This is a genomic window from Paracoccus sediminicola, assembly GCF_027912835.1.
GTDB classification, from domain to species: domain Bacteria; phylum Pseudomonadota; class Alphaproteobacteria; order Rhodobacterales; family Rhodobacteraceae; genus Paracoccus; species Paracoccus sediminicola.
Window position 1 is genome coordinate 1,344,607 of record NZ_CP115768.1, and the last position, 25,404, is coordinate 1,370,010.

The window sequence follows — 25,404 nt, forward strand, 5'->3', positions numbered from 1 at the left end:
TTCGCTCATGTCGCATTTCGACGCCGTGCTGTGGCATTTTTGCCGCGCTGCAGCACGTTGCCGCCCTGCACCCGAAGGCAGTAATCCTCTTGCCGCCACCGGCGCCCTCGCGTTAGACCGTCGCTCGAACATATGCGAAAGGTGCAAGATGGCAGGCAGCGTCAACAAGGTGATCCTGATCGGCAATCTGGGTCAGGACCCGGAAGTCCGCACGTTCCAGAACGGCGGCAAGGTGGTCAACCTGCGCATCGCCACGTCCGAACAGTGGAAGGACCGCAACACCGGCGAGCGGCAGGAGCGCACGCAGTGGCACTCGGTCGCGATCTTCGCCGAACCGCTGGCCCGCGTGGCCGAGCAATATCTGCGCAAGGGCAGCAAGGTCTATCTCGAAGGCCAGCTCGAAACCCGCAAATGGCAGGATCAGTCCGGTCAGGACCGCTATACCACCGAGGTGGTGCTCCGCCCATATCGCAGCGAATTGACCATGCTGGACGGACGCGGCGAAGGCGGCGGCGCTGGCGGCCGTTCCGGCGGCGGCAGCTATGGCGGCGGCGGATACGGGGATGGCGGCGGCGGATACGGGGATGGCGGCGGCTATAATGACGGGCCGTCGGGCGGGGGTCAGGGCGGCAGTGGCGGCAGCCGGTCCGATTTCGACGACGAAATCCCGTTCTGAGCCTGCCCGGGACGATCACGAAGAGCCCGCTTCGCGCGGGCTTTTTCATGGCCGCCCCGCGCCCGCCGCACCGGGCTTCATCCTGATCTAAATATCCGGATCTCAGCGTGTTGCGGCCAGAACCTCGCGCAGATCGTCGCGCTGCACCTCGTCGGTCGCGAAGGCCTCGCCGATCCCGCGCGCGAGGATAAACCGCAGCTTGCCATCCACCACCTTCTTGTCCTGCCCCATCAGCGCGATCAGCGCGTCGTCATCGGGCAGCTCCCCCGGCACATCCTCCAGGCCCGACGGCATCCCCATTGCCGCAAGATGGGCTGCAACGCGCGACGGCTCCTCCTGGCTGCACAGCCCCAGCCGCGCTGACAGCTCGAAGGCGAGCGCGCAGCCGATCGCCACCCCTTCGCCATGCAGCAGCCGGTCCGAATAGCCGGTCGCGGCCTCGAGAGCATGGCCGAATGTGTGGCCGAGATTCAGCAGCGCCCTCTCTCCCTGTTCGGTCTCGTCACGCGCGACGATCCCGGCCTTCATGGCCACGGAATGCGCGACCGCATGATCGCGGGCCGCCATATCGTCTTGCAACGTTGTCGCGTGATCCTCCAGCCACGCAAAGAACGCCGCATCGCCGAGCAGCCCGTATTTCATCACTTCGCCATAACCGGCGCGGAAATCGCGCGGGCTCAGCGTGTCCAGCACTGCCGTATCGGCCAGAACCAGCGCCGGCTGGTGAAAAGCACCGATCAGGTTCTTGCCGTGCCCGGAATTGATCCCGGTCTTGCCCCCGACACTGCTGTCCACCTGTGCCAGCAGTGTCGTCGGCATCTGCACAAAGCGCACCCCGCGCCGCAGGATCGCGGCGGCAAAGCCGACCAGATCGCCGATCACCCCGCCGCCGAGCGCAATGACGACATCGCGTCGCTCGATCTTCTGTTCCAGCAGCCATTCGACGCAGCGGGTAAGCTGCGGCCAGGATTTGGTGGCCTCGCCCGCAGGCAGGATCAACGCCTCGGACGCGATCCCCGACCCTTTCAGCGCCGCTTCCAGTGCCGCGAGATGCAGCGGCGCGACATTGGCATCGGTCACGATGGCCACACGCGGGCGGGCGAGCAGTGGGGCGATCTCCGCCCCGGCGCGCGCGATCAAGCCGGCGCCGATCCGGACATCATAGGCGCGGTCTTGCAGCGGGACATGGACGGTCTGGCTCATCTCGCCTCCAGAAAATGCGGGTGGTTGGCGCGGATCGCAGCGATGGCGCGTCGGGCGGTGGTTTCGATGTCGGATTGCGCATCGGTCGGCACGCGCAGATGCGCCTTCGCATAAACCGGCCGCCGCGTTTCAAGCAGCTTTGCAAGCGTCTCACGCGGGTTGTCGGTCATCAGAAGCGGCCGTGTGGCGCGATGCCGCACCCGCTCCCAGAGCGTGTCCAGATCGGCATCCAGCCACAGCGCGACCCCGGCGGCCCGGATCAGCGCACGGTTCTGCGGCTGAACCCACGCCCCGCCCCCGGTCGAGACGACCCCGCGCCGCCCGTCGAGGATCCGCGCCAGCACCAGCGATTCGCGGTCGCGGAAAAAAGCCTCGCCGTCGCGGGCGAAGATTTCGGGGATGGTCATGGCTGCGGCGCGCTCGATCTCGGTATCGGTGTCCGTAAAGACCACGCCCAGTTGGCGGGCAATTTCCTGCCCGACGGCGGTCTTTCCGACGCCCATCATGCCGACCAGTGCGATTTGTCCCTGCATGTCGAAATCCCGTTCGATTCCTGCCGTGAATGGCGTGATCTTTCCGGAATTGCCAGTTATAAAGCGGGAAACCGGCCGAAAGACCGGGATGAGGCTGCGGGCGAAAGGGCTGAGGATGCGGTTGCTGAAAGTGCTGTTGGTGCTTGTGGTGTTGGCGTTTGTGGCGCTGACAGGCTACGCCTATCTGGGCGATATGGCGCCGCGTCAGGAAGAGATCCGCCAGCCTGTGAGCCTTGACACGAGCGGCGTCACCTCGCCGAGCGCGGCGGGCGCGACCTCGGGCAACAGCTCCGCCGACGGGGCAGAGCCTGACGCAGCGGATGCGAACGCGGCGACGGATGCCGAAGCGGCTGCCGACAGCACGGATGCGACGCCGGATGCGCAACAGTAAGCCTGACCTTCTTCCGATCGCTGCGCTGATCCTTGTTGCAGGCATGGCCGGGCTGCCCGCGACGGCGCAGCAGGGCGCGCCGCTTTCATCGAATGACTGGCTGCGCAGCGGCGGCGCGAGCGGGGCCCAGAGTTCGAGCGCCTGGCGCCCCGGCGATCCGGTCCCGCCCGATGCCAGTCGCCGCCGCCCTGTGTCGCGCCCGCCGACCGAAGGCGGCGCGCAGGACGGCCCGGCAGATGTCGCAGATGGCACTGCCGTGGCCGACAGCGCCGCGACGGTGCCCGTTGGGGTGCGGCGGCTCAGCGCTGCGGACCCGGATGGCGCCGGGATCATCTCGGCGCGGCAAGCGGGGCTGCCGCAAAGCTTCTGGTCCGGCACCGACCTGGAGACCGCGCTGCGCATGATCCGGGCCGAGCCGGCCCTGCCCGCCTCGGCGCAGATCGCCCGCCGCATCCTCGAGGCCCAGCTCGCCGCGCCGGCCAGCCCCTCCGAAGACCGCATCGGTGCGTTCTTCGCGGCGCGGGTCGATCAGCTGATCGCCTCGGGCGCGCTGCCCTCGGCGCGCGATCTGCTTCAGGGGGCGGGTCAGGACAGCCCCGCCACGTTTCACCGCCTGTTCGAGCTGTCCCTGCTGCTCGGCGGCGAAACCGGCACCTGCGCCCGGATGGCGCGCGCGCCCGGTATCGTTGACGATCCGGCGGCCCGGATCTTCTGTCTCGCGCAATCCGGCGACTGGCCGGCGGCGGCGCTGCTTCTGACCGGGGCCGAGCGGCTGAACATGATCGACGCCCAACTGAGCACGCTGCTGACGCATTATCTTGACGATACCCGCGTCGAAAGCGGCGAGACCCTGCCCGTGCCGGAACAGATGAGCCCGCTGGCCTTCCGCCTGCACGAGGCGATCGGCCAGCCGCTGCCGACGGGCGATCTGGATCTGCGCTATGCCTGGACCGATCTGGACAACCGCGCGGGCTGGAAGGCACAGCTCGAAGCAGCCGAGCGCCTGTCCCGTGCCCGCGCCCTGCCCGCCGCAAGGCTGTTCCAGCTTTACACCGCACAGCGCCCCGCCGCGTCGGGCGGCGTCTGGGAACGCGCAGCCGCAGTGCAGGGTCTGGACGCGGCACTGATCGGCGGCGACCCGGCGCGGATCGGGGCGGCGCTGCAAGACGCCTATCGCGAAATGGCACGGGCCGGGCTGCGCGATGCCTTCGCCGCGATCTTTGCCGAGCGGCTCGATCCGCAGGCGCTCTCGGGCGAGGCGGCGCGTCTGGCGCTGTGGCTGCGCTTGTGGGAGGGTGAAACCGAGGTGATGGCCGCGCCGGAAAACGAGCTCGATGCCGCAATCCTGGCGCTAGCCAGCGGCGGTCAGCCCGAAAGCCTCTCGCCCGCTCTTGCGGCGATGGCGCCGATCTTTGCCGATGATTTGCCGCCCGAGCCGCAACTCGATACCGGAATGGCGCTCGCCCCGGCGCTTTACGGCGCGCTCGCCGATGCCGATGCCGGCATTCAGGGCGATGTGACCCGCGCCGCGCGCGGTGTGCGGCTGCTGCGCGAGCTGGGTCTCATTGCCGATGCGCGGCGGGTGGCGACGCAGATCGCGCTCGACCCGCTGCTGACCGAGGCCGCGGAATGAGCTGCCTCACCCGTATCTCGGCTTTCCTTGACGCCCAGGCCGCCGAGGCGGGGGCTGCACGCAACACCATCCTCGCCTATGGGCGCGATTTGCGCGATTTCGCGGAATGGCTTGGCGGGCGCGGGCTGGCGCTCGACACCATGTCGCGCGACGACATCACCGATTACCTCTCTTTTTGCGACGCTCAGGGCCTGTCCCGAGCGACCCGGGCGCGGCGCCTGTCCTCGATCCGCCAGCTGACCCGCTTCGCGCTTGAAGAGGGCTGGCGCGAGGACGATCCGGCCATGCGCATCGCGGGGCCGGGAAAAAGCCAGCGCCTGCCGAAGATTCTGTCGCAGGACGAGGTCACGCGTCTCCTCGACGCAGTACCCCGGACCGGGCGAACCGAAGCTGACCGGGCGCGCAATCGCTGCCTGATCGAGCTGCTTTACGCCACCGGAATGCGCGTCTCCGAGCTGGTCTCGCTTCCCATCGCGGCGACAAGGGGCGATCCGCAATTGCTGCTGATCCGCGGCAAGGGCGGGCGCGAGCGCATGGTGCCGCTGTCCGATCCCGCCCGCGCGGCGCTGAGCCACTGGCTGACGCTGCGCGACGGGGCCGAGGCCGACACGCCGCTTGGCAGGCTGATCGCGGGCAAGGGGGCGCGGTTCCTGTTTCCGGCCAACTCGAAAGCCGGTCACATGGCCCGCAAATCCATGAATGACCTGATCCGCGATCTGGCAATCGCCGCCGGAATCGACCCGAACCGCGTGACCCCACACGTGATACGACACGCCTTCGCCACCCATCTTCTGGAAGGCGGCGCCGATCTGCGCGCGATCCAGACATTGCTCGGTCATGCCGATCTGTCGACGACCGAAATCTATACCCATGTGCTGGATGCGCGAATGCGCGATCTGGTGCTGAACCATCACCCCCTCGCCCGCGTTTGAGCGCATGATGTTGATCTCTTATCTCAGTTCCGCTGCTGCCCAGACGGCCACCGATCTTCCCGCCAGAGCCGACGCCTCGGGCGCCAGCCCGATGATCTGGGGCTTCGGGCTCGCCATTCTTTGCCTGTTGGTCGGCTCGGCCTTCTTCTCGGCCTCGGAAACCGCGCTGACCGGCGCAAGCCGGGCCAAGCTGCGCAGCCGCGCCGATCGCGGCGATGTGGGCGCGGAAACCGCGCTGACCATCACCAAGGAGAGCGACCGGCTGATCGGCGCGATCCTGTTGGGCAACAACGTGCTGAACATCCTGTCCGCCTCGTTGGCGACGGCGCTGTTCACCGCCCTGTTCGGGTCAAGCGGCGTCGCCATCGCCACCTTCGTGATGACCGTGCTGGTGCTGATCTTCGCCGAGGTGCTGCCGAAATCCTACGCCATCGCCAATTCCGAGACGCTGGCGTCGCTTGTGGCCCGGCCCATGGGCATCATCATGCGGCTGCTCTCGCCCATCGTGCTGGTGGTGCGCGCTTTCGTGCGGCTGATCATGCGGCTGTTCGGGCTGCAAAGCGACCCCGATGCGAACATGTTCTCGGTTCATGAGGAAATCGCCGGGGCGCTCAGCATCGGCCATGAATCCGGCGAGGTCGAAAAAGAGGATCGCGACCGGCTTTTGGGCGCGCTCGATCTGGGCAACCGGACGGTGGACGAGATCATGAAGCACCGCTCCGAGATCCAGATGATCGATGCCGATACGGCACCGGCGAAGATCCTGGAAACCGTGCTCAGCAGCCCGCATACGCGCCTTCCGGTCTATCAGAACGAGCGCGAGAATGTCGTCGGCATGATCCACGCCAAGGACGTGCTGCGCGCGGTGCATAAATCGGCCTATGACGGCAAGGGCGACCCGGCCGACGCGGTGCGCGATTTCGACGTGATGGCGGTGGCGATGAAGCCGTATTTCGTCCCTGACACCACCGCGCTCGACGAACAGATGCGCGAATTCCTGAACCGCCGCACCCATTTCGCTCTGGTGGTCGATGAATATGGCTCGCTGCGCGGGCTCATCACGCTGGAAGACATCATCGAAGAGATCGTGGGCGAGATCGCCGATGAACACGACACCGAGGCGGATCATGATCTGAAACCCGGACCCGGCGGCGATTACGCGATTGACGGGGCGATGACGATTCGCGACCTGAACCGCGCGCTTGACTGGAACCTGCCCGATGACGAGGCCAATACCGTCGCCGGGCTGGTGATCCACATGGCCCAGTCGATTCCCTCGCAAGGTCAGGTTTTCTCGTTCTACGGCTATCGTTTCGAGGTGGTGACGCGGAAGGAAAACCGCATCACCAAGCTGCGCATCCGGCCGCTGGCGCCCGCCAACCCCGAATAGATCGCTTTCGCGGCGCTCAGCCCGCCTTGTCCGCCAGCGTCAGCCATTCCTCTTCGGCAGCATCAAGCGCCGCCTGCCGCGCGGCGAGCGCCTCGGTCGCCTTCTGGGCCTTGGCCGGCGCCTCGGTATAGATGGCGGCATCCGACAGGAAGGCCGACAGCTTGCCGATCTCGGCCTCGAGCCGGCCAATCACAGCCGGCAATTCGTTCAGCCGGTGCCGCTCGGTAAAGCTCAGCCCCGCCCTGGCAGGCCTGGCCGGAGCAGCCGTTGCGGCCTCGGCCGGTTTCGCCGCTTTCGCGGTCGGGGCGACGGGGCGCGCCTCGGCGGGTTCGGGGCGTTGCGCCTGATAGTCGCTCCATCCGCCGGGATAGATCACAGCGCGGCAATTGCCCTCCATCGCGACGGTGGTCGTGGCCACCCGGTCGATGAAATCGCGGTCATGGCTGACCAGCAGAACCGTGCCGTCATAGTCCCCCAACAGATCCTGCAACAGATCCAGCGTTTCAACGTCGAGATCGTTTGTCGGCTCGTCCAGAACCAGAAGATTCGAGGGCTTTGCCATGATCCGCGCCAGAAGAAGCCGCGCCTTTTCGCCGCCTGACAGGCTGCGGACCGGGGCGCGGATCTGCGCCTCGTCGAACAGGAAATCCTTCAGATAGCCCACCACATGACGCGGCGCGCCGCGCACCATCACCTGATCCGAGCGCCCCGACACCGCCATCGACGGGTCCAGTGTCATCGCGTCCCACAAGCTCTGATCGGGGTTCAGCGCGCTGCGGGTCTGATCGAATATGGCGAGTTCCAGATTGGTGCCGTGGCTGACGCTGCCCGTGTCGGGGGCGATCTCGCCGGTGAGCATCTTGATCACCGTCGTCTTGCCGACCCCGTTCGGGCCGACAAACGCCAAGCGGTCGCCGCGCAACACGCGCAGATCGAAGGGCCGCAGGATGATGCGCCCGTCGAAGCTTTTCGAGATGCCCTTCGCCTCGATCACCCGCTTGCCCGATTGCGGACCGGCATCCAGCTCCATCGCCGCCGCACCCTGCCGCCGTATCTGCGCCGCGCGCTCGGACCGCAGCGCCTGCAAGGCCCGCACCCGGCCCTGGTTGCGCTTGCGCCGCGCGCTGATCCCTTCCACCGCCCAGCGCGCCTCGGCCTTGATCTTGCGGTCCAGCTTGTGGCGCGCTTCGTCCTCGGCGGCCCAGACGGTTTCGCGCCAGTCCTCGAACGCCTCGAAACCCTTCTCCTGCCGCCGCACCTCGCCCCGGTCGATCCACAGCGTGGCGCGGGTCAGCGCGCGCAGGAAGGCCCGGTCGTGCGAGATCAGCACGAAGGCGGCGCGGCTCTGTTTCAGCTGATCCTCCAGCCAGCCGATCGCCTCGATATCGAGATGGTTCGTCGGTTCGTCCAACAGCATCAGATCCGGCGCCTCGGCCAGTAGCCGCGCCAGCGCCGCGCGCCGCCGCTCTCCGCCCGACGCGGTGGACACCGGGCGCGCCGCGTCGAATTTCAGACCCTCGGCGGCCATCTCGACCCGGTAGCCCTCACCCGGTGGCAGGCTCGCGGCGGCGAAATCGCCCAGAGTGTCGTAGCCGGAGAGATCCGGCTCCTGTTCCATATAGCCGACGCTGATCCCCGCCGGACTGACGACCTCGCCGCGATCCGGCTCGACCAGACCGGCCATGACCTTCATCAGCGTTGATTTGCCCGACCCGTTCCGCCCGACAAGCGCCACCCGGTCGCCCTGCTGAACGGTGAGGCTCAGCCCGTCAAAGACGGGGTTGCCGCCGAAGGTCAGGGAAATATCGGTGAGTTGCAGGATCGGAGCGCGTGCCATGACAGCGCGGTTATCCCTCCCGAGGCTCGCCGTCAATCCGCCCGCGAACCGGCAAGGACTGGCCAAACCCGCCCCGCGCTGCCTGGCATCGCGTCTCGCCCTCTCTGGCTGCGCGGGCGGTGCAACTGCTTAACCCGCGCAGCCTCTCGCCCGCCCTGTCGCCTTGCGCGACCGGGCGTTTTGCTGTGATCTGGCCCCGGACACAGAAAGGGACGACATGGCGCGCAAGATCATCATCGATACCGATCCGGGGCAGGACGACGCGGTTGCCATCCTGCTGGCGCTGGCATCCCCCGAGCTGGAGGTTCTGGGGATCACCGCCGTTGCAGGCAACGTGCCGCTGGCCCTGACCGAAAGGAATGCAAGGCTGGTGGTCGGGCTGAGCGGTCGCGACGTGCCGGTCTATGCCGGCTGCGACCGGCCCCTGAAACGCGATCTGGTGACGGCGGAATATGTGCATGGCCAGACTGGGCTGGACGGGATCGAGCTGGGAGAGCCAAGCGTGCCCTTGCAGGAGGGCGACGGGGTCGATTTCATCATCGAAACGCTGCGCCGCGAAGCGCCCGGCACGGTGACACTGGTCCCCATCGGGCCGCTGACCAATATCGCCGCCGCCTTCGCCCGCGCCCCCGACATCGTAAAGCGGGTCCAGCAGATCGTCATCATGGGCGGTGCCTATTTCGAGGTCGGCAATGTCAGCCCGGCGGCCGAGTTCAATATCTATGTCGATCCCGAAGCCGCCGCGCAGGTCTTTGCGTCAGGCGTCGATCTGGTGGTGATGCCGCTCGATGTGACGCATCGCGCGCTGACCTCGGCTGCATGGATCGCGACGCTGCGCGGTCTCGGCAATCGCGCCGGAGAAGCGGTGGCAAGCTGGACCGATTTCTTCGAGCGTTTCGACCGCGAGAAATACGGCGCCGAGGGCGCACCGCTGCATGATCCCTGCACCATTGCCTGGCTGATCCGGCCCGATCTGTTCTCGGGCCGCCGGATCAATGTCGAGATCGAAACCGAGGGGCGCTTTACCACCGGCATGACCGTCGCCGACTGGTGGGGCGTCACCGAGCGCAAGCCGAATGCGCTGTTTATCCGCGATCTCGACCGGGATGGCTTCTTTGAGCTGCTGACCGAACGTATCGCCACCCTGCCCTGAGCCGGTTTATTCGGGGTCGGGGGTGTCGTCCTCATCGGTTCCGGGCGATATCTCTGCCTCTGCGGTGGGCGACGGCGCGTCGGGCCGAGGGGTGTCAGGAGCGTCGCCACCGTCGCGCTCGATGGCTTCGTCGCGCGCTCGGCGCGATGCTTCGGCGCCGGCTTCCTCCATCAGCGTTTCGGCATCGGGAAAGCCCGGACCCTCACCTACGGTTTCATCGAGCCGCGCGACCAGCGCATCGGTGATATCGACCGCGTTCGCCGCGATCACCGCCTGCTGGCGGTCCAGGATGATCGCCGCGTTCCGCTCTTGCATCAGCTCCGCCGCCACTGGCAGCGAGGCCTGGAAAAACGCGTTGCGCATGGCCTGATCCTGCTCCTGGAACGCGTCAAGCACCGCCGCCCTTTCGCGCCGCACGCTTTGGGCACGATTGTCGAAAGCCTCGGCTTTCTGGCGGAACGCCGAGGCCGAAAGGCTGTCCCGCTCGGCGGTGAGCGCCTGTTCTTCCGCGGTGAGCTGGTCCTCAAGCCGCCGGTTCTCGGCATCGATGGCGCTCGCGGCCTGCTGCATGCCCTCGACCGCGTTGCGGCCCCAGGCGGATTCGGCAAAGGCGCGTTCGAAATTCACCACCAGCACACCGGTCGGCATGTCCGATCCGCTCGCGCCCGCCGCGCCGGAACCCGCAGGCGACGCCGCGCCGCCGCCCGATACCGGAGGGCGCGTGGCATCTGCCTGGATCTCGACGACGCTGCCAGTCGCTGGGGCAGGCAGCACCACCGATTGCGCCACGGCGCCGACACCGGGCCATGCCAGCGACGCCAGCAGGATCAGAGCCCGTCCAGCCCCGCCGGCACGCATCCTCAGAACCGCGTCGAGAGGGTCAGATCGAAATTCTGTTCCTCGTCATATTCCTGCTGCTCGACCGCCTTCGAGAAATTCATCCGCAGCGGGCCGATCGGCGTGGTCCAGAACAGCGAGACACCGACGGCAGCGCGCGGATGCATCGAGTCATCCACCTCGACGCCATTGGCACCGGCAGTGTTGTCGAGCCCCCAGATCGAGCCGACATCGGCAAAGAGACCACCGGTCAGGCCGTATTCCTCGGGCAGGCCGATGGGGAACTGCGCCTCGGCGCGGGCGACCCAGTAATAATTCCCGCCAAGCGCGTCCTCGTTCGGCGCTTCGAGATCGCGCGGCCCGATGCCGTTCACTTCGAAGCCCCGCACTCGCTGGCCGGTGAAGCGGTCGATCACGCGGCTCGTCTGATCCTCCAGCATGTTGACCGCCCCCGCCTCAACCTCGCCGCGCAGGGTGACATTTGGCCGCCAGGCGGTCGTTTCGATCCCGGCGGTCAGCACCGAAGTCACCGATTTCACATCGCCGCCAATACCGGCGAAATCCTGCGTGAAGCTGAGCTTTGTCGCGGTGCGCGGGTTCAGCCCGACGCGGCGGCTGTCATAGCTGTAGCCATAGCCGAGCGCCGATGTGTAAAGCCCGCCTTCTTCCGCGACGAGGATCGGGGACGACCCTTCCAGCTCGCCGGTTTCCTCATCGGGGCCGATCGGGGTAACGTCGAAGATCGTGTCCTTCGACAGCTTGTAATTCAGGCTCAGCCGCGAGGAGGCCGAGATCGGGAATTCGATCCCGGTTTCCAGCCCGGCAGAGCGGGTATTGTATTTCGTATTGTCCTGATCGGTCTCGCGGTAATAGCCCGAGAAGCGGAAGCGCAGATCGCGGGTCAGGAAATAGGGCTCGACAAAGGTGAACGCGCCCGAGCGCGAGCCCTTGGTGGTCGAGATCGACACATCGACAAGCTGTCCGCGGCCAAGGAAATTGCTTTCCGACAGCCCCGCGGTCAGGCCGATCCCCGAGCTGGCGCCATAGCTGGCACCGAATTCCAGCGTGCCGGTCGGCTGTTCTTCTACGTTCACATCGACGATAACCTGCTGCGGGCTCGACCCTTCGCGCGTGTCGACATCGGCATTGGCGAAATAGCCGAGCGCCCGGATACGTTCCGCCGAGTTACGGATCTCGCGCGGGTTGAAGGGATCGCCTTCGACGGTGGTGAACTGGCGGCGGATCACCTCATCGAGGGTGGTGGTGTTGCCCTCGATATCGATCCGCTCGACGAAGACGCGCGGGCCGCGGGTCAGGGCAAAGGTCAGGTCCAGCGTCTGGTTGCGCATGTTGCGGGTAATGCGCGGCTCGATATTGACGAAATCGAGCCCCTGCTGGATGGCGACAGTTTCCATCCGGCGGATGGTTACATCGACGATCTCGGGGGTGTAATAGCCGCCGGAACGCACCCGGTTCTGCGCCTCGAACGGGGCGGCATCGACGCCCGATATCTCGGAGACGGTGTTGATCTGGCCGAAGCGATAGCGCGGCCCCTCATTGATGGCATAGGTGACATAGAAGGCGTCGCGCTCGCGGGTCAGTTCAGGGGCGATGCCCTGCACCGTGAAATCCGCGAAACCCTGCGAGCGATAGAAATCGGTCAGCAGGTTTTCGTCCAGACGCAGACGCTCGGGGTTATAGCTGTCCGACTGGATGAAGCCGCGCAGCAGCCCCGCCTGCTTGGTTTCCAGCACGTTGCGAAGACGGCGGTCCGAAAAGGTCCGGTTGCCGGTAAAGCCGACACGCTCGATCTCGGTCAAATCGCCCTCGCGGACCTCGAAGACCAGATCGACGCGATTGCCGTCGCGCGGAATAATGCGGGGCGTGACCCGCGCGGCCAGACGGCCCTGCTGGGAATAGGCCTGCGCCATATTCGCGGCGTCGCGTTCGGCCGTGGCAGGAGAGTAGACCCGGCGCGATTGCGATTGCGCGATCTCGGCCAGCTGCTCGTCGTCGATCCGCCGGTTGCCTTCGAAGGCGACCTGGTTGATCGTCGGCCATTCGCGGACCCGGATCACCAGCGTGTTGCCCTGCGGCACGACCTCGACCGTTTCGAAGAGACCGGAATTCTGGATGCGTTGCAGCGCGTCGTTCACCTCGCCCGCCGAAGTCTCGGCACCGCGGGTGATATTGGCGAAAGAAAGAATGGTCTCGGGCTCGATCCGCTGATTGCCCTCGATCCGGACCTGGGTGAAGACATAGGCAAAGGCCGGAACCGGGAATGTGACGACCGGAACCGCCCCGGCCAGACCTGCGATCAGCGCCACCGCGCATGTGCTGCGTTTCAGTTTCATCACTGCTGCCCCTTCGATTTTGGCGGTGGCGCTTGTTGCGCCGATTTTGCCCGCAAATCTACAAGGATAGGGGGAGGGAAGTCAAAACCCGATTTGCCCGGATCAGCAACGCAGATCGTTACTGAGGCCGAAGAACATCAGCCCGACGACCAGCGCCAGCCCGATCGAGGTCAGCAGGTTCAGCGCCCGGTCGGATGGCGCCCGGCCGCTCAGCGCCTCCCAGGCATAGAAGGCCAGATGCCCGCCATCCAGAACCGGGATGGGCAACAGGTTCAGAAACCCGATGGCGACCGACAGAACGGCGATCCACCAGATGAAATTGGCCGCACCCGCATCGGCGGCCTGTCCCGTGGTCTCGGCGATGGTGATCGCGCCGCTCAGATTGCACGATCCGATCTGGCCGGTAATCAGCGCCCAGATGCCGCTGAGGCTGGAGGTAATGATCTCCCAGACCTGCATCACGCCGGCACCGAGCGCCGCCAGGGGACCCACCGCCTGCGTGGCGGGCGCGACATAGCCGTCGCCGGTCACGCCGATCAGCCAGCGCTTCTCGAATCCGCCCTCTGGCAGCGGAATATCCTGTTCTTTCGGCGACAGCGTGACGGCAATCTCTTCGCCGTCGCGCCACAGCGTGATTTCCAGCGGATCGCCCTGCGCCGCCTCGACAAAGCCGCGCAGCTCGCTGAAGCGCGATACCGGCGTGCCATCCACCGCCAGCACCACATCGCCAGGCATGATCCCGGATGAGGCGGCGGCGCTGCCCGGCGCGACCCCCCCGATCCGGGCGGGCAGCGGGTCGGGGCCGGTCACGGTGATCTCGGCCCCGTCGCGGCGGACGGTCCAGTCATGGCTGCGGGTCTCGGGCAGATCGTCCGAAACGGTGAACATATCCGCCCATCCGGCGATCGCCTGCCCGCCAATGCCGAGGATCTCGTCGCCGGGCTGCAACTCGTTCACCACGCCGGGCGGCATCGGGGCCAGCTCACCCACGGTGGGTGTCTCGACCGGGACACCGCGCACCAGCATGAAGCCGGAAAAGATCAGCGCTGAAAGAATGAAGTTGAACACCGGCCCCGCCGAAACCGTCGCCACCCGCGCCCAGAGCGGCGCGCCCTCCAGCGTCTGACGGCGCAGGGCCGGGTCCACGGCGACGCCTTTGCCCGCGCTCGCCGCGTTGCCGTCGCCGAGGAATTTGACATAGCCGCCCAGCGGGATCGCGGCGAGCTGCCACCGCGTGCCGCGCCGGTCCCGACGCGAGGCGAGGCGCGGGCCGAAGCCGAGCGAGAACACCTCGGCCCGGATCCCCGACCATCTGCCGACGATGTAATGCCCGTATTCATGCACGGTGACGATGACCGACAATGCGATCAGGAAGGCGAACAGCGTCCAGATGCCGCCGCCGAGCCCTGCGATGAAATCCATGTCTAGCGACCTCCGTGGCGTGCCGTCCAGCCGGCGGCGGATTGCCGCGCCCGCTGATCCCAGTCCAGCACCGTGGCCAGATCCTCCGGCGATGTGGTGAAACCGGGCTGCCGCGTCAAGTCGTCAAGTGCCGCCTCGACCGCGCGGGCCATGTCTGTGAAGCGGATGCGACCGGCGAGAAAATCGTCGAGCGCCTGCTCTTTCGCCCCGTTCAGCACCGCGCCCGCCGCCCCGCCAGCCGCCATCACCTCACGGGCGAGCCGCAGCGCCGGCCAGCGTGTCTCGTCCGGGGCGCGGAAGGTCAGCGCGCCCAACGCCGCCAGATCAAGCCTTGCCACGGGCAGATCGGCCCGGTCCGGCCAGTGCAGCGCATAGCCGATGGCGTGCCGCATATCCGGCGCGCCAAGATGCGCGATGCTGCCGCCATCGCGATGAGTGACCATCGCGTGAATGATGGATTCGGGATGCACGAGGACCTTGATCTTTTCAGGCTCTATTCCAAAAAATTCTCGGGTTTCAATAAGTTCCAGCGCCTTGTTGAACATGGACGCGCTGTCGATGGTGATCCGCTGCCCCATGGCCCAGTTGGGATGGGTCGAGGCCTGCGCGACCGTCGCGGCTTCGAGCCTGTCGAGCGGCCAGTCCCGGAAGGCGCCGCCCGAGGCGGTGATCGTCACCTCTGCAACATTGTCGATGTTTTCTGCCCCAAGTGCCTGAAAAATAGCGGAATGTTCCGAATCGACCGGCAGGATCTGCGCGCCGTTCCGCGCCGCCACCCCCATCACCAGCCGCCCCGCTGTCACCAGGGTTTCCTTGTTGGCGAGCGCCAGCGCGCCACCGCGCTCCAGCACGCGCAGCCCCGGCGGAAGTCCCGCGGCGCCCACGATTGCCGATAACGTCCAGTCTGCGGGGCGATCCGCGGCGCGGGCGATTGCATCGGCCCCCGCCTCCGCCGCGATGCCGGACCCGGCAAGCGCATCAGTCAGATCGTCGACAAGTTCGGGATAGGCGGTCACCGCCACCTCGGCCCGCAACTCCCGCGCCATCTCGGCCAACCGGGAAATATTGCGACCGCCGCTCAGCGCGACGACATTCCATGCCTCTGCCCCGCCGGAACGGATCAGCAGATCATAGGCGCTTTCCCCGATCGAGCCGGTCGCGCCGAAAATCGAGATGGACCGCATCAGAACCCGACCTGTGGCAATCCCATGATCCAGCTCAGCAGCATTACCGCCAGAACTGCGCCCGAGACCGCGTCGAAGCGATCCATGAAGCCGCCATGACCGGGGATCAGGTTCGAGCTGTCCTTGACGCCCGCGCGCCGCTTCAGCCAGCTTTCCGCGATGTCGCCAAGCTGCCCCGCAAGCGCCACCACCGGCGACAGCAGGATCAGCACCCAGTCAGCCAGCCCCGCCTGCCAGAGGATCGCGCCGAACAGCGCCGCGCCGATCCAGCCTGCCAACGTGCCCGACCAGGTTTTTTTCGGGCTTACCGCCGGCCAGAATTTCGGCCCGCCGATCATGCGCCCGGCAAAGTAACCCAGCACATCCGAGAGGATGACCACCCCCATAAGCCACAGGATGAATGGCAGCCCGTATTCTTCGCGCAGATGGACCAGCTCATAGCCGACGGCCATGATCGCCCCGCCAAAGATTGCATAGGTGGCGCGGTCCTTGGGCACCGCGCCGGGCAGGCCGGCCACGATCGGAAGCAGCAGGATCAGGGGCGCGAATTCGGGGAGTCCAAGCGCGGCAAAGAGCGACAGCCCCGCGACCACGGCGAGAACCATCGGCCGGAACCGCCCGAACGGGGTGTGGATGCGCGCCGGGCCGCGCCAGCCGGTCATCCGCGCCAGTTCCCAGAAGGTCAGCGCCATGAACAGCGCCACCCCGGCCCACAGCGCCAGCCCGGAAGACAGCGCCAGCTGAACCCCGATGAACAGCAACACCGCCGCGGACACGACGCGCCGGGTCAGGTCAGACCACTTGCTCCCCGCCATCCCGCGTCACACGCCGCCGAAGCGGCGGTCGCGCAGCCCGAAGCGGTCCAGGATCGCCGCGAGATGGTCGGGGCTGAAATCGGGCCAGAGCGTTTCGGTGAATTCATATTCGGCATAGGCCGACTGATAAGGCAGGAAATTCGAGGTCCGCGTCTCGCCCGAGGTGCGGATCACCAGATCCGGGTCCGGGCAACCCGCCGTGTCGAGGCAATCCGCGAAATCGGCCTGGGTCGGCTCGTCGATCTGGCCCGAGGCAATCTTCTGCGCCAGTTTCTTCGTTGCCCGCAGGATCTCGTCGCGCCCGCCGTAATTGATCGCCACGGTCAGGTTCAGCCGCGTATTGCCCGCCGTGCGCGCCTCGATGCCGGCCATGAGCGCCTGAAGCTTGGGGTCGAGCCGTTCGCGACCGCCGATAAAACGCATCCTCACCCCCTCGGCGGCGAGCCCGTCGGCCTCACGCTCGATATAGCGGCGGAAGATCTTCATCAGGCCGAGCACCTCCTCGGTGGAGCGCTTCCAGTTCTCGGTCGAGAACGCATAGACAGTCAGCCAGTTCACCCCGAGATCGGGGCATTCACGGACGATCTGCTTCACGCGCTCGGCACCCCGGCGATGGCCGACAAGGCGCGGCCAGCCCTTGCTGGTCGCCCAACGTCCATTGCCGTCCATAATGATCGCGACGTGGCGGGGGGGCGTTGCGCCGCCTGGCTGGGTTGCCGCTTCGACCGCCATCTCAGACCTGCATGATTTCGGCCTGCTTGGCCTCAAGTGCCTCGTCTACCTTGCCGATCATCCGATTGGTCAGGTCCTGGATTTCCTCTTCCCAGAGCTTCTGGTCATCCTCGGACATGCCGGCGGCCTTGCCCTTCTTGACCTGATCCATGCCGTCGCGGCGCACATTGCGGATCGCGACCCGCGCGTTCTCGGCATATTGCGCGGCAACCTTGGTCAATTCGCGGCGGCGTTCCTCGTTCAGCTCGGGAATGGGCAGCATGATGATCGTGCCGTTGAGCTGCGGGTTGATGCCCAGACCGGATTCGCGGATCGCCTTCTCGGCCTTGCCGACCAGCGACTTGTCCCAGATGTTGATCGTGACCATGCGCGGCTCGGGGACGTTCACGGTGCCGATCTGGTTGATCGGCGTGGGCGAGCCATAAGCGTCGACCATGACCGGCTCGACCATGCTGGCCGAGGCGCGCCCGGTGCGCAGGCTGCCGAATTCGTGGCGCAGCGATTCCATGGCGCCGGTCATCCGACGCTCCAGATCGTCGGTATCGATATCAATCTCTTCGGACATCAATGTCTCTCTCATTCCCTTGTCGAGCCGTTCTAACGCGAGGCGCTCCGCATGGCAAAGCGTTATCGTCCTTCTGACACATGCGTGAGAAGCCAAAGCCGTGCACGCGCCGCGCGACACCGCCTGATGGCGATCTGCGTGGAGGATGCGGTGCCTCAAGGACGGACCCGCCTCGGACACCGCCCCGACATTCCAGACAAAGCTTTCGCCGGCCCTGAACAGCTAGAAGCGGCCGGGCTGATTCATCTTCGCCGGAACTCCAAGCTTGTCAGCACGTTGGGCCAAGCAAATGACAAGAAGGGACATCCCATGAACTCGATCATCTATATCGTCGGCCTCGTCGTCGTGGTGCTGTTCATCCTGTCGCTGCTCTGATAGCAGCCAGGGAATGAACTCGATCATCTATATCGTCGGGCTGGTTCTCGTCGTCCTGTTCATCCTCTCGATGCTTGGACTGCGCTGATCCCGGCCAAGATGACGACGCAACGGGCATGGGCAGAGCGGATCTGCACCGTGCCCGCTCTGCGGTCGGTGAACGGCAAAGCGCCGCCCTGCACCGCTCAGCGCGCTCCGTCCCGACATAGCACTGGCCTTTGCGCCGCCCCTGCGTTAGGGGGGCCGCAACTTATTCTGAACAGGCCCGTGTAATGGATATCCGCAACATCGCCATCATCGCCCATGTCGACCACGGCAAGACGACTCTGGTGGACGAGCTTCTCAAGCAATCCGGCAGTTTCCGTGAAAACCAGTCCGTGGCCGAACGCGCCATGGACAGCAACGATATCGAGCGCGAGCGGGGCATCACCATCCTCGCCAAGGCCACCTCGGTCGAGTGGAAGGGCACGCGGATCAACATCGTCGACACGCCCGGCCACGCCGATTTCGGCGGCGAGGTGGAACGGATCCTGTCAATGGTCGATGGCGTCTGCCTGCTGGTGGATGCGGCCGAAGGCCCGATGCCGCAGACGAAATTCGTAACCTCCAAGGCGCTCGCGCTCGGGCTGAAACCGATCGTGGTGCTGAACAAGGTCGACAAGCCCGCCGCCGAACCCGAACACGCGCTGAACGAAGTCTTCGACCTGTTTGCCAATCTGGGCGCGTCGGACGAGCAGCTCGATTTCCCGCATCTCTATGCGTCGGGGATCGGGGGCTGGGCCGTCGCCGATCTGGAGGATGAGCGCAAGGATCTGACCGCGCTGTTCGACCTGATCCTGAACCATGTCGATCCGCCGCAGCAGGTGCAGCAAGCCGCGGAACCCTTCCGGATGCTCGCCACCACGCTCGGCGCCGACCCGTTCCTGGGCCGCATCCTGACCGGTCGCGTCGAAAGCGGCCGCGCAAAGGCCGGGGACACGGTCAAGGTGCTGAATCGCGAAAACGAGCGGGTCGAGCAGTTCCGCATCTCCAAGGTGCTGGCCTTTCGCGGCCTGACCCAGCAACCCATCGACGAGGCGCAGGCCGGTGATATCGTCAGCATCGCCGGCATGTCGAAAGGCACCGTCGCCGACACGATCTGCGCCCCCGAGGTCGAGGCCGCGATCCCCGCACAACCCATCGATCCGCCGACCATCTCGGTCACCTTCGGGATCAACGATTCGCCGCTGGCCGGTCAGGACGGCAAGAAGGTGCAATCCCGCGTCATCCGCGAGCGGCTGATGAAGGAAGCGGAATCCAACGTCGCCATTAAGGTCGAGGATACGCCCGGCGGCGAGGCTTTTGTCGTCTCGGGCCGGGGCGAACTGCAGATGGGCGTGCTGATCGAGAACATGCGCCGCGAAGGCTATGAGCTGTCGATCTCGCGCCCCCGCGTGATCTTCCGCGAAGAGGACGGCCAGCGGATGGAACCGGTCGAGGAAGCCATCATCGACGTCGATGACGACTATACCGGCGCGGTGATCGAGAAACTGACCGGCGACCGCAAGGGCGAGCTGATTGACATGCGCCCGGCCGGCCACGGCAAGACCCGCATTGTCGCCCATGTCCCCTCGCGCGGGCTGATCGGCTATCACGGCGAATTCATGACCGACACGCGCGGCAACGGCGTGCTGAACCGCATCTTCCACGGCTGGACGCCCTATAAGGGCACCATCCAGGGCCGCCGCCAGGGCGTTCTCATCAGCATGGAAAACGGCGTCTCGGTGGCCTATGCGCTGTGGAACCTCGAAGAGCGCGGCAAGCTGTTCATCGGCGCGCAGGAACAGGTCTATACCGGCATGATCATCGGCGAACACAGCCGCGACAATGACCTCGAGGTGAACCCGCTCAAGGGCAAGAAACTCACCAATGTCCGCGCCTCGGGCACGGATGAGGCGGTCCGCCTGACGCCGCCGGTGCGCATGTCGCTGGAAGAGGCCATCGCCTATATCGACGATGACGAACTGGTCGAGGTCACGCCGAAAAACATCCGCCTGCGCAAGCGCCATCTCGACCCGCATGAACGCAAGCGCGCCGCGCGGTCCGAATAATCAGCGCCGGAGCGGGGGTTTTGCACCCCCGCACCCCCGCAGGATATTTGCTTCAGGGTGAGAGATCTTCATCCTGAGACAAATATTCCGGGGTCCGGGGCAGCGCCCCGGTCCGTCACTCTCCGAAATTCTGCGTGATCCAGCCATTGATCCGCGTGGCCACCGGCGCGGTCTGCCCCGGCGAGAGGATATCTCCCGCGATGACATGGGACGACGCGTCGTCACCCGGACCGAGCGAGATCGGCATATCGGTCACCTCTCCGCCCCAGCCATCGAGAAAGCGCGCAGTGGCGGCGGGATCGACCACCTCGTCCGCCTCTGAGCGGATCGCCAGCAAAGGCTGGCCGACATCCGAGAAATCGCTGCCATTGGCCTCGGCGACAAGTGCCACCATGGGCAGCACCGCGGTCATTGGATAGCAGCTTGTCCAATATTCGCGGTGCTTCTCGTTGCGCGGCTCGAAACAGCGCTCGCGTCCTGCGATCAGCGGAAGCCAGTGCCGGGCGAGCGGCCAGCGGGCCAGAAAGGCCCAGCGGTTTCGAAGGCCGAAATTCGGCGAGATCAGCACCACCCCGTCGATCAGCCGTCCCAGCTTGGGGTCGCGCGCCGCCATCACCGCCAGCGTGCCCCCTGTCGAGCCGCCGATCACCACCACCTTTTCTCCGATGCGCTGCCCGATCGCGATGGCCTCGGCCACGTCCCGCGCCCAGTCCGACACCCGCGCCGTGCCGAGCGAGGCGCCATCCAGCCCATGTCCGCTCAGCCGCGCGAAATACAGATTCGCACCGCGCCAGGCAGCGATCAGATCGGGCACCGGCCGGATTTCCTCTGAACTGGCCGAGAAGCCATGCAGATAGACCAGCGATACAGGCGTCTTCTCTCCGGTGCGGCCGGCCCAGACGATGCGGCGAGAGACCTCGGGACGAACCCCGCTTTCCTCCTGATAGAGATAGGCGTCCAGATTTTCCGGCAGCTCGGCGATCTCGGGCGGGTTGAAGCGACCGGATTCGCGCGGGCCGAACATCCAGATCAGCGCCCCGCTGCCGGCAAGCGCGACCAGCAGGGTCAGCAGAAACGCCATGATACGCCCGCGCCGCCGCGGTGGTCTGGATGTCTGCGCGGCATCGCCGCCCGTCTCGCGGCGCTTTGCACCAGATGCGTCACGGCGCGCTTCGGGCTTTGTCTTTGCCCCTCCCGCCTTTGCCTTGCCGCCCCGCTCGGCGCTGCGCCGCCGCGCCCCGCCGGTTTTCCGCGCTGACCCGCGCCCACCCTTCGGCTCAGCCACGCTCGACCTCGGCAATCGCAGCCTCGATCAGCGCGAGGCATTCCGGCGAGGAAAAGCGGTGATCCGCGCCCTTGACCAGCGTCAGCCGCAGATCGGGGCTTTCGGCGTGATCCATCAGCTGCAATGCCCAGCCGATCGGCACATCAGCATCGGCGCTGCCCTGCAAAAGCCGCACCGGGAAGGGCAGCGTCAGCGGTCGGTCGAGCACGCGCCGGTTGCGCCCATCCTCGATCAGCCGACGGGTGATGACATAGGGCTCATCGTCATATTCCGAGGGCAGCGCGATGCGCCCCTCGCCCATGACCTTGGCGCGCTGATCCTCGGTGAAACCGGCCCAGAACCCGTTCTCGGTGAAATCCGGCGCGGCGGCGATGCCGACCAGACCGGCGACGCGAGACGGCATCTCGCGCGCCACGAGCAGCGCGATCCAACCGCCCATCGACGATCCGACGAGTATCTGCGGCCCCTCGGTCAGCACCGAGATCGCCGCCATCGCATCTTCGGCCCAGTCGCCGATCGCGCCATCTTCGAAGCTGCCCCCGGATTCGCCATGCCCCGAATAGTCGAATCGCAGAAAGCTCCGGCCCTGCCGCGCTGCCCAATCGGCCAGATATTCCGCCTTGGTGCCGCGCATATCCGATTTGAACCCGCCCAGAAACACCACGCCCGGTCCCTGCCCGGACTGCTGCGCATAGGCGATGCGGCGGCCCTGCGGGCTGTCCAGAAATTCGGTCATCAGCGCTCCGTCAGTTTCAGCTCGATCCGCCGGTTGCGCGCCCGTCCCTCGGCGGTATCTTCCGGGGCGACGGGACGGGTATCGGCGAATCCCGTCGGCGCGAGACGGCCTTCGGGAAAGCCGAGATCGTCTACCATATAGCGCACCACCGCAAGAGCCCGCGCCTGGCTGAGTTCCCAATTGTCCCGATAGCGACCTTGCCCCGAAAGCGGCGTCGAATCGGTGTGGCCGTCGACGCGGATCACCCAGTCGATCTCTTCGGGGATGGTGTCGGCAATCTCGATCAGCATATCGCTGACCCGCGCGACGCTGGCGCGGCCGTCATCGGACAGCGTGGCCTCGCCCTGGCCGAACAGCACCTCGGACTGGAAGACGAAACGGTCGCCGACGATTTCCACCTCGTCGCGGCCTTCCAGGATCTCGCGCAGGCGTCCGAAGAATTCCGAGCGATAGCGCGCAAGATCGGCGGCTTCCTCTTCCAGACGGACCCGCTCGGCCTCCTCCAGCGCGAGGCGCTGGCGCTGTTCTTCCGAGGCGCGCAGCAGCGCCGCATTCAGCTGCGCGCCGAGCTGCTCCAGTTCGATCTCGGCGGCCTCGCTATCGGCGTCACTTGCGTTCAGCGCCTGCTGGATCGAGGCGAGCTGCGTGTTCAGCTCGGCCACCTGCTCGTTCAGCAGCGCGACCCGGCGCTGCGCCTCGGTCGAGGCCTCTTTCTCGTCAGCAAGCTGTGCACGTGCGGTGGCCAGCAGCGCGGCCTGCCGCTCGGCCTCGGTCGTGCTTTCTGCGGCCTCGCTGCTTAGCGCGTCCCGCGCGGCTTCGGCAGCGGCCAGAAGCGTCAGCGTCTCTTCGGCCTCGCGGCGGCTTTCTTCCAGCGAGAGCGTCATCGCGGTCAGCTCTGCCTCGGAGTTGCGCAGCCTTTCGCGCAGCGCCTCGGCGGCGGCGGATTCTGCCAGCCGGGCGGCCTCGGCATCACTCAGCGCCGCGCCGGTCTTCTCGGCATCGGCGCGGAGATCGGCGACCAGAGCCTCCAGCGCCTCGCGACGGGCGGCCGCAAGCCGGGCCTGCTCGGCCTGAGCATCGACCTCACCGCGCGCCGAGGCCAGCGCCTGCTCGGCCCGGCTGAGCGAGTTCTGCGTGGTTTCCAGCGTGGCCTCGGCGGTTTCCAAACGTTGCGTGGTCGCGGCAAGCTCGTCCTCGGTCGAACCGAGCGACTGCTGCGTGCGCGACAGGGCCGCCTCGGCCTCGCCCGCCCGCACCGCTTCGGCATCACGCGCAGCGATCAGCCGCGCGACACGTTCTTCGAATGCAACGATCCGGTCCTGCGCATCGGACAGCGTGTCTTCGACCGCCGCGCGCTCACGCCTTGCGATGGCCAGCGTGCTGGTCAGCCCGGCGACCTGTTCGCTCAGCGCGCCAAGTTCGCTTTCCTGCCGATCCACCGTGTCGCGCAGCACCGATTGCACGACCATGAAGATGGTCAGCACGAACATCAGCACCATCAGCAGCGCCGTCATCGCATCGACGAATCCCGGCCAGATCGTCGAGGAAAACCGGTTCCCGCCGCGGCCCCGCGCCAGCGCCATCAGGACCGCCCGAGCGCCCTGAGCGCTTCGGTCAGATCGACGATCTCGCGCCGCAGCTCGTCATGATCCAAGCCGGAGCCTGTCTCTCGCTGCGCGGCCAGCCGGCCGATGGCTTTGTCGATCGAACGCAGATAGGCGCGGGTTTCCTCATGGCCCAGCCCGCCCTCGGCGGCGGCGATGATCCGGTCCTGCGCTTCCGCCAGCCGCGACAGGGCGCGTCCCATCTCATCCATGTCGGCGGGGGTCTGTTCGACCACCCGGATCAGCCGGTCCTGCCCGTCGGCCAGCCGTGCCAGAAGCCGCGCTTCTTCTGCCCCGCCGCCGCGGCCGGAGCCGTCACCGGCTTGCACCATATGTTCCTGGGCCTCGCTGAGTCGGGTCAGCGCCCGCGCCACCTCCGCCGAGCCGTCTGGCCGCGTCTCGGTCGCGCGGATCAGCCGGTCCTGCCCCTCGGACAGCCGGGTCATGGCGCGTGCCATTTCGTTCATGCTGGACACATTCGCCTCGGAGTCGTCCAGCATGAACTGGCCCAGCCGTTCGACGTTGCGCGCCATCAGCAGCACCCGCTCATCGGCCTCGATCGCTTCCTGTTCGCGGATCTCGTCGCGTTCGGTATAGAAGGCCTGCATCTCGCCCATCTGTCCGGCGATCTGATCCAGAAAGCCCAGAATGCTCGCCTGATCCAGCTTTTCGCCGTCATCCCCCGCGATCCCCAGCCGGGTGAAGCCAGAGAGCCATTCCTCAAGCTCGCGGTAGAAGCGGTTCTGGCCATGGGTGGCGAACAGCTCCAGCAGGCCGACCACAAGCGATCCGGCCAGCCCGAGCAGCGAGGATGAAAACGCCACCGCCATGCCGCCAAGCTGCGCTTCCAGCCCTGACATGAGATTGTCGAAGACCTGCATCCCGCTTTCGCCCTCCTGCGGGGCAAGAGCGCGGATCGTGTCCACCACCGCGGGAACGGTGGTTGCGAGGCCGTAAAACGTGCCGAGCAGCCCGAGGAAGATCAGCAGGTTCGACAGGTATCGCGTGATGTCGCGCGCCTCTTCGATGCGGGTGGCAACCGAGTCGAGGATCGAGCGCGCCGAACTGGTCGAGATCACCCCGCCGATCGGCCCCCGCGCGCCCAGAAGCGCGGCCAGCGGGGCCAACAGGCGCGGCGCGCGATCCTCGCCCTCGCCCAAAGCGGCAACGCCTTTCTCGATGGCGTTGCGGCGGCGTTCGGCAAAGCGTTCGATCCAGCTCACCGACTGGAACAACTGCGCGACCTGCCAGAAACAGGCCAGCACCCCAATCACGAAAACCCCGAGGATCAGCCCGTTCAGCCAGGGATTGGCCGCAAAAATCGGCAGGATGCGGCCATAGGCGAACCAGCCCCCGGCGGCGACCAGAACAAGCACGATCAGCATCAGCACGATCTGGCGGACCGGCTGACCGAAATGGGGCTGCACCACCTTGCGTTCCTGCGCCCGCCTTGCGGTCAGCCGCCTTGTCGGGCGCGGTGACGGGTCCGACACGCTGCGCGCGCCCTGCGCCCCGCCAGTCGAGCTGGCGGCGCTGCTGTCCTGCGGCGCGGACGGGTCGGACGGATCGGTCCGGGCCGGGCTGTCCGATGCCGTTTCGGAAGCATTGCGATCCGGCGGCGTCTCGGGGCTCATTCACATCCTCCGGGCGGATAATT

The 25,404-nt window shown here is 66.5% G+C and carries 22 protein-coding genes; 8 read left to right on the forward strand and 14 right to left on the reverse strand.

Annotated features, from left to right (window positions below):
- Positions 1-148 precede the first annotated feature (148 nt).
- Positions 149-676, forward strand: a complete 528-nt coding sequence (gene ssb, locus PAF18_RS06620) for a single-stranded DNA-binding protein (protein ID WP_271117811.1) — start codon at positions 149-151, stop codon at positions 674-676.
- A gap of 102 nt (positions 677-778) precedes the next feature.
- Here ssb and aroB read toward each other — a convergent pair whose 3' ends face one another.
- Both aroB and PAF18_RS06630 read right to left on the reverse strand, forming a co-directional pair.
- A complete protein-coding gene (gene aroB, locus PAF18_RS06625; RefSeq protein ID WP_271117812.1) occupies positions 779-1,879 on the reverse strand; it encodes a 3-dehydroquinate synthase in 1,101 nt (366 codons plus the stop codon).
- Positions 1,876-2,412: a shikimate kinase gene (locus PAF18_RS06630; RefSeq protein WP_271117813.1), complete on the reverse strand. Its 537-nt coding sequence runs from the start codon at positions 2,410-2,412 to the stop codon at positions 1,876-1,878. Before PAF18_RS06630 ends, aroB begins: the two co-directional genes overlap by 4 nt.
- Positions 2,413-2,527: 115 nt before the next feature.
- Here PAF18_RS06630 and PAF18_RS06635 point away from each other — a divergent pair, with 115 nt between their 5' ends.
- From PAF18_RS06635 to PAF18_RS06650, 4 genes are all read left to right on the forward strand, one after another.
- Positions 2,528-2,803 (forward strand): hypothetical protein, encoded by a 276-nt coding sequence (locus tag PAF18_RS06635; RefSeq protein ID WP_271117814.1) that lies wholly within the window; start codon positions 2,528-2,530, stop codon positions 2,801-2,803.
- On the forward strand, positions 2,790-4,436 hold the full coding sequence (locus PAF18_RS06640) for a hypothetical protein (RefSeq protein WP_271117815.1): 1,647 nt from the start codon (positions 2,790-2,792) through the stop codon (positions 4,434-4,436). The genes PAF18_RS06635 and PAF18_RS06640 overlap by 14 nt, the downstream gene beginning before the upstream one ends.
- Positions 4,433-5,368 (forward strand): tyrosine recombinase, encoded by a 936-nt coding sequence (locus PAF18_RS06645; RefSeq protein WP_271117816.1) that lies wholly within the window; start codon positions 4,433-4,435, stop codon positions 5,366-5,368. The genes PAF18_RS06640 and PAF18_RS06645 overlap by 4 nt, the downstream gene beginning before the upstream one ends.
- 91 nt (positions 5,369-5,459) lie before the next feature.
- Positions 5,460-6,758: an HlyC/CorC family transporter gene (locus PAF18_RS06650; RefSeq protein WP_271118071.1), complete on the forward strand. Its 1,299-nt coding sequence runs from the start codon at positions 5,460-5,462 to the stop codon at positions 6,756-6,758.
- Positions 6,759-6,774: 16 nt separating this feature from the next.
- Here PAF18_RS06650 and PAF18_RS06655 read toward each other — a convergent pair whose 3' ends face one another.
- Positions 6,775-8,595 carry an ABC-F family ATP-binding cassette domain-containing protein gene (locus tag PAF18_RS06655; protein WP_271117817.1) on the reverse strand — a complete coding sequence of 607 codons (1,821 nt, stop codon included), beginning with the start codon at positions 8,593-8,595 and terminating at the stop codon, positions 6,775-6,777.
- Between the two features lie 217 nt (positions 8,596-8,812).
- Between PAF18_RS06655 and PAF18_RS06660 the strand changes: the two genes are divergently transcribed.
- Entirely contained in the window at positions 8,813-9,748 is a 936-nt protein-coding gene (locus PAF18_RS06660; protein WP_271117818.1) for a nucleoside hydrolase, read from the forward strand.
- A gap of 6 nt (positions 9,749-9,754) precedes the next feature.
- Here PAF18_RS06660 and PAF18_RS06665 read toward each other — a convergent pair whose 3' ends face one another.
- The 7 genes from PAF18_RS06665 to frr form a co-directional block, all read right to left on the reverse strand.
- Positions 9,755-10,606 carry an OmpH/Skp family outer membrane protein gene (locus tag PAF18_RS06665; RefSeq protein WP_271117819.1) on the reverse strand — a complete coding sequence of 284 codons (852 nt, stop codon included), beginning with the start codon at positions 10,604-10,606 and terminating at the stop codon, positions 9,755-9,757.
- Between the two features lie 2 nt (positions 10,607-10,608).
- A complete protein-coding gene (gene bamA, locus PAF18_RS06670) occupies positions 10,609-12,939 on the reverse strand; it encodes an outer membrane protein assembly factor BamA (RefSeq protein WP_271117820.1) in 2,331 nt (776 codons plus the stop codon).
- 102 nt (positions 12,940-13,041) lie between these two features.
- Positions 13,042-14,361 carry an RIP metalloprotease RseP gene (gene rseP, locus PAF18_RS06675; RefSeq protein WP_271117821.1) on the reverse strand — a complete coding sequence of 440 codons (1,320 nt, stop codon included), beginning with the start codon at positions 14,359-14,361 and terminating at the stop codon, positions 13,042-13,044.
- Positions 14,362-14,363: 2 nt separating this feature from the next.
- Positions 14,364-15,545 (reverse strand): 1-deoxy-D-xylulose-5-phosphate reductoisomerase, encoded by a 1,182-nt coding sequence (dxr, locus tag PAF18_RS06680; RefSeq protein WP_271117822.1) that lies wholly within the window; start codon positions 15,543-15,545, stop codon positions 14,364-14,366.
- Entirely contained in the window at positions 15,545-16,360 is an 816-nt protein-coding gene (locus PAF18_RS06685; protein ID WP_271117823.1) for a phosphatidate cytidylyltransferase, read from the reverse strand. The genes dxr and PAF18_RS06685 overlap by 1 nt, the downstream gene beginning before the upstream one ends.
- Positions 16,361-16,366: 6 nt before the next feature.
- The gene (uppS, locus tag PAF18_RS06690; RefSeq protein WP_271117824.1) at positions 16,367-17,092 is read right to left on the reverse strand and encodes a polyprenyl diphosphate synthase; all 726 of its coding nucleotides are present in this window, start codon (positions 17,090-17,092) and stop codon (positions 16,367-16,369) included.
- A 1-nt stretch (position 17,093) separates the two neighbouring features.
- Positions 17,094-17,657, reverse strand: a complete 564-nt coding sequence (frr, locus tag PAF18_RS06695; protein ID WP_271118072.1) for a ribosome recycling factor — start codon at positions 17,655-17,657, stop codon at positions 17,094-17,096.
- Positions 17,658-17,708: 51 nt separating this feature from the next.
- On the opposite strand from frr, the gene PAF18_RS06700 reads away from it, so the two are divergent.
- Together PAF18_RS06700 and typA are read left to right on the forward strand one after the other, a co-directional pair.
- The gene (locus PAF18_RS06700; RefSeq protein WP_271117825.1) at positions 17,709-18,032 is read left to right on the forward strand and encodes a hypothetical protein; all 324 of its coding nucleotides are present in this window, start codon (positions 17,709-17,711) and stop codon (positions 18,030-18,032) included.
- A gap of 272 nt (positions 18,033-18,304) precedes the next feature.
- Entirely contained in the window at positions 18,305-20,122 is a 1,818-nt protein-coding gene (gene typA, locus PAF18_RS06705) for a translational GTPase TypA (RefSeq protein ID WP_271117826.1), read from the forward strand.
- Between the two features lie 115 nt (positions 20,123-20,237).
- On the opposite strand, the gene PAF18_RS06710 is transcribed toward typA, so the two are convergent.
- From PAF18_RS06710 to PAF18_RS06725, 4 genes are all read right to left on the reverse strand, one after another.
- A complete protein-coding gene (locus PAF18_RS06710; protein WP_271117827.1) occupies positions 20,238-21,203 on the reverse strand; it encodes an alpha/beta hydrolase in 966 nt (321 codons plus the stop codon).
- A 196-nt stretch (positions 21,204-21,399) separates the two neighbouring features.
- A complete protein-coding gene (locus tag PAF18_RS06715) occupies positions 21,400-22,143 on the reverse strand; it encodes an alpha/beta hydrolase (protein ID WP_271117828.1) in 744 nt (247 codons plus the stop codon).
- Positions 22,143-23,726 carry a peptidoglycan -binding protein gene (locus tag PAF18_RS06720; RefSeq protein ID WP_271117829.1) on the reverse strand — a complete coding sequence of 528 codons (1,584 nt, stop codon included), beginning with the start codon at positions 23,724-23,726 and terminating at the stop codon, positions 22,143-22,145. The genes PAF18_RS06715 and PAF18_RS06720 overlap by 1 nt, the downstream gene beginning before the upstream one ends.
- Complete coding sequence (locus PAF18_RS06725) at positions 23,726-25,381, reverse strand: hypothetical protein (RefSeq protein WP_271117830.1); 1,656 nt, start codon at positions 25,379-25,381, stop codon at positions 23,726-23,728. The genes PAF18_RS06720 and PAF18_RS06725 overlap by 1 nt, the downstream gene beginning before the upstream one ends.
- Between the last annotated feature and the right edge of the window lie 23 nt (positions 25,382-25,404).

Coding starts and splice junctions, on each gene's coding strand:
- PAF18_RS06640 (WP_271117815.1), top strand. CDS start 2,790: ATGCGCAACAGTAAGCCTGACCTTCTTCCGATCGCTGCGCTGATCCTT.
- rseP (WP_271117821.1), bottom strand. CDS start 14,361: ATGGATTTCATCGCAGGGCTCGGCGGCGGCATCTGGACGCTGTTCGCC.
- PAF18_RS06710 (WP_271117827.1), bottom strand. CDS start 21,203: ATGGCGTTTCTGCTGACCCTGCTGGTCGCGCTTGCCGGCAGCGGGGCG.
- ssb (WP_271117811.1), top strand. CDS start 149: ATGGCAGGCAGCGTCAACAAGGTGATCCTGATCGGCAATCTGGGTCAG.
- PAF18_RS06630 (WP_271117813.1), bottom strand. CDS start 2,412: ATGCAGGGACAAATCGCACTGGTCGGCATGATGGGCGTCGGAAAGACC.
- aroB (WP_271117812.1), bottom strand. CDS start 1,879: ATGAGCCAGACCGTCCATGTCCCGCTGCAAGACCGCGCCTATGATGTC.
- PAF18_RS06685 (WP_271117823.1), bottom strand. CDS start 16,360: ATGGCGGGGAGCAAGTGGTCTGACCTGACCCGGCGCGTCGTGTCCGCG.
- uppS (WP_271117824.1), bottom strand. CDS start 17,092: ATGGCGGTCGAAGCGGCAACCCAGCCAGGCGGCGCAACGCCCCCCCGC.
- PAF18_RS06720 (WP_271117829.1), bottom strand. CDS start 23,726: ATGGCGCTGGCGCGGGGCCGCGGCGGGAACCGGTTTTCCTCGACGATC.
- frr (WP_271118072.1), bottom strand. CDS start 17,657: ATGTCCGAAGAGATTGATATCGATACCGACGATCTGGAGCGTCGGATG.
- bamA (WP_271117820.1), bottom strand. CDS start 12,939: ATGAAACTGAAACGCAGCACATGCGCGGTGGCGCTGATCGCAGGTCTG.
- PAF18_RS06635 (WP_271117814.1), top strand. CDS start 2,528: ATGCGGTTGCTGAAAGTGCTGTTGGTGCTTGTGGTGTTGGCGTTTGTG.
- PAF18_RS06725 (WP_271117830.1), bottom strand. CDS start 25,381: ATGAGCCCCGAGACGCCGCCGGATCGCAATGCTTCCGAAACGGCATCG.
- PAF18_RS06655 (WP_271117817.1), bottom strand. CDS start 8,595: ATGGCACGCGCTCCGATCCTGCAACTCACCGATATTTCCCTGACCTTC.
- PAF18_RS06715 (WP_271117828.1), bottom strand. CDS start 22,143: ATGACCGAATTTCTGGACAGCCCGCAGGGCCGCCGCATCGCCTATGCG.
- PAF18_RS06665 (WP_271117819.1), bottom strand. CDS start 10,606: ATGCGTGCCGGCGGGGCTGGACGGGCTCTGATCCTGCTGGCGTCGCTG.
- PAF18_RS06700 (WP_271117825.1), top strand. CDS start 17,709: ATGGCAAAGCGTTATCGTCCTTCTGACACATGCGTGAGAAGCCAAAGC.
- PAF18_RS06650 (WP_271118071.1), top strand. CDS start 5,460: ATGATCTGGGGCTTCGGGCTCGCCATTCTTTGCCTGTTGGTCGGCTCG.
- typA (WP_271117826.1), top strand. CDS start 18,305: ATGGATATCCGCAACATCGCCATCATCGCCCATGTCGACCACGGCAAG.
- PAF18_RS06660 (WP_271117818.1), top strand. CDS start 8,813: ATGGCGCGCAAGATCATCATCGATACCGATCCGGGGCAGGACGACGCG.
- dxr (WP_271117822.1), bottom strand. CDS start 15,545: ATGCGGTCCATCTCGATTTTCGGCGCGACCGGCTCGATCGGGGAAAGC.
- PAF18_RS06645 (WP_271117816.1), top strand. CDS start 4,433: ATGAGCTGCCTCACCCGTATCTCGGCTTTCCTTGACGCCCAGGCCGCC.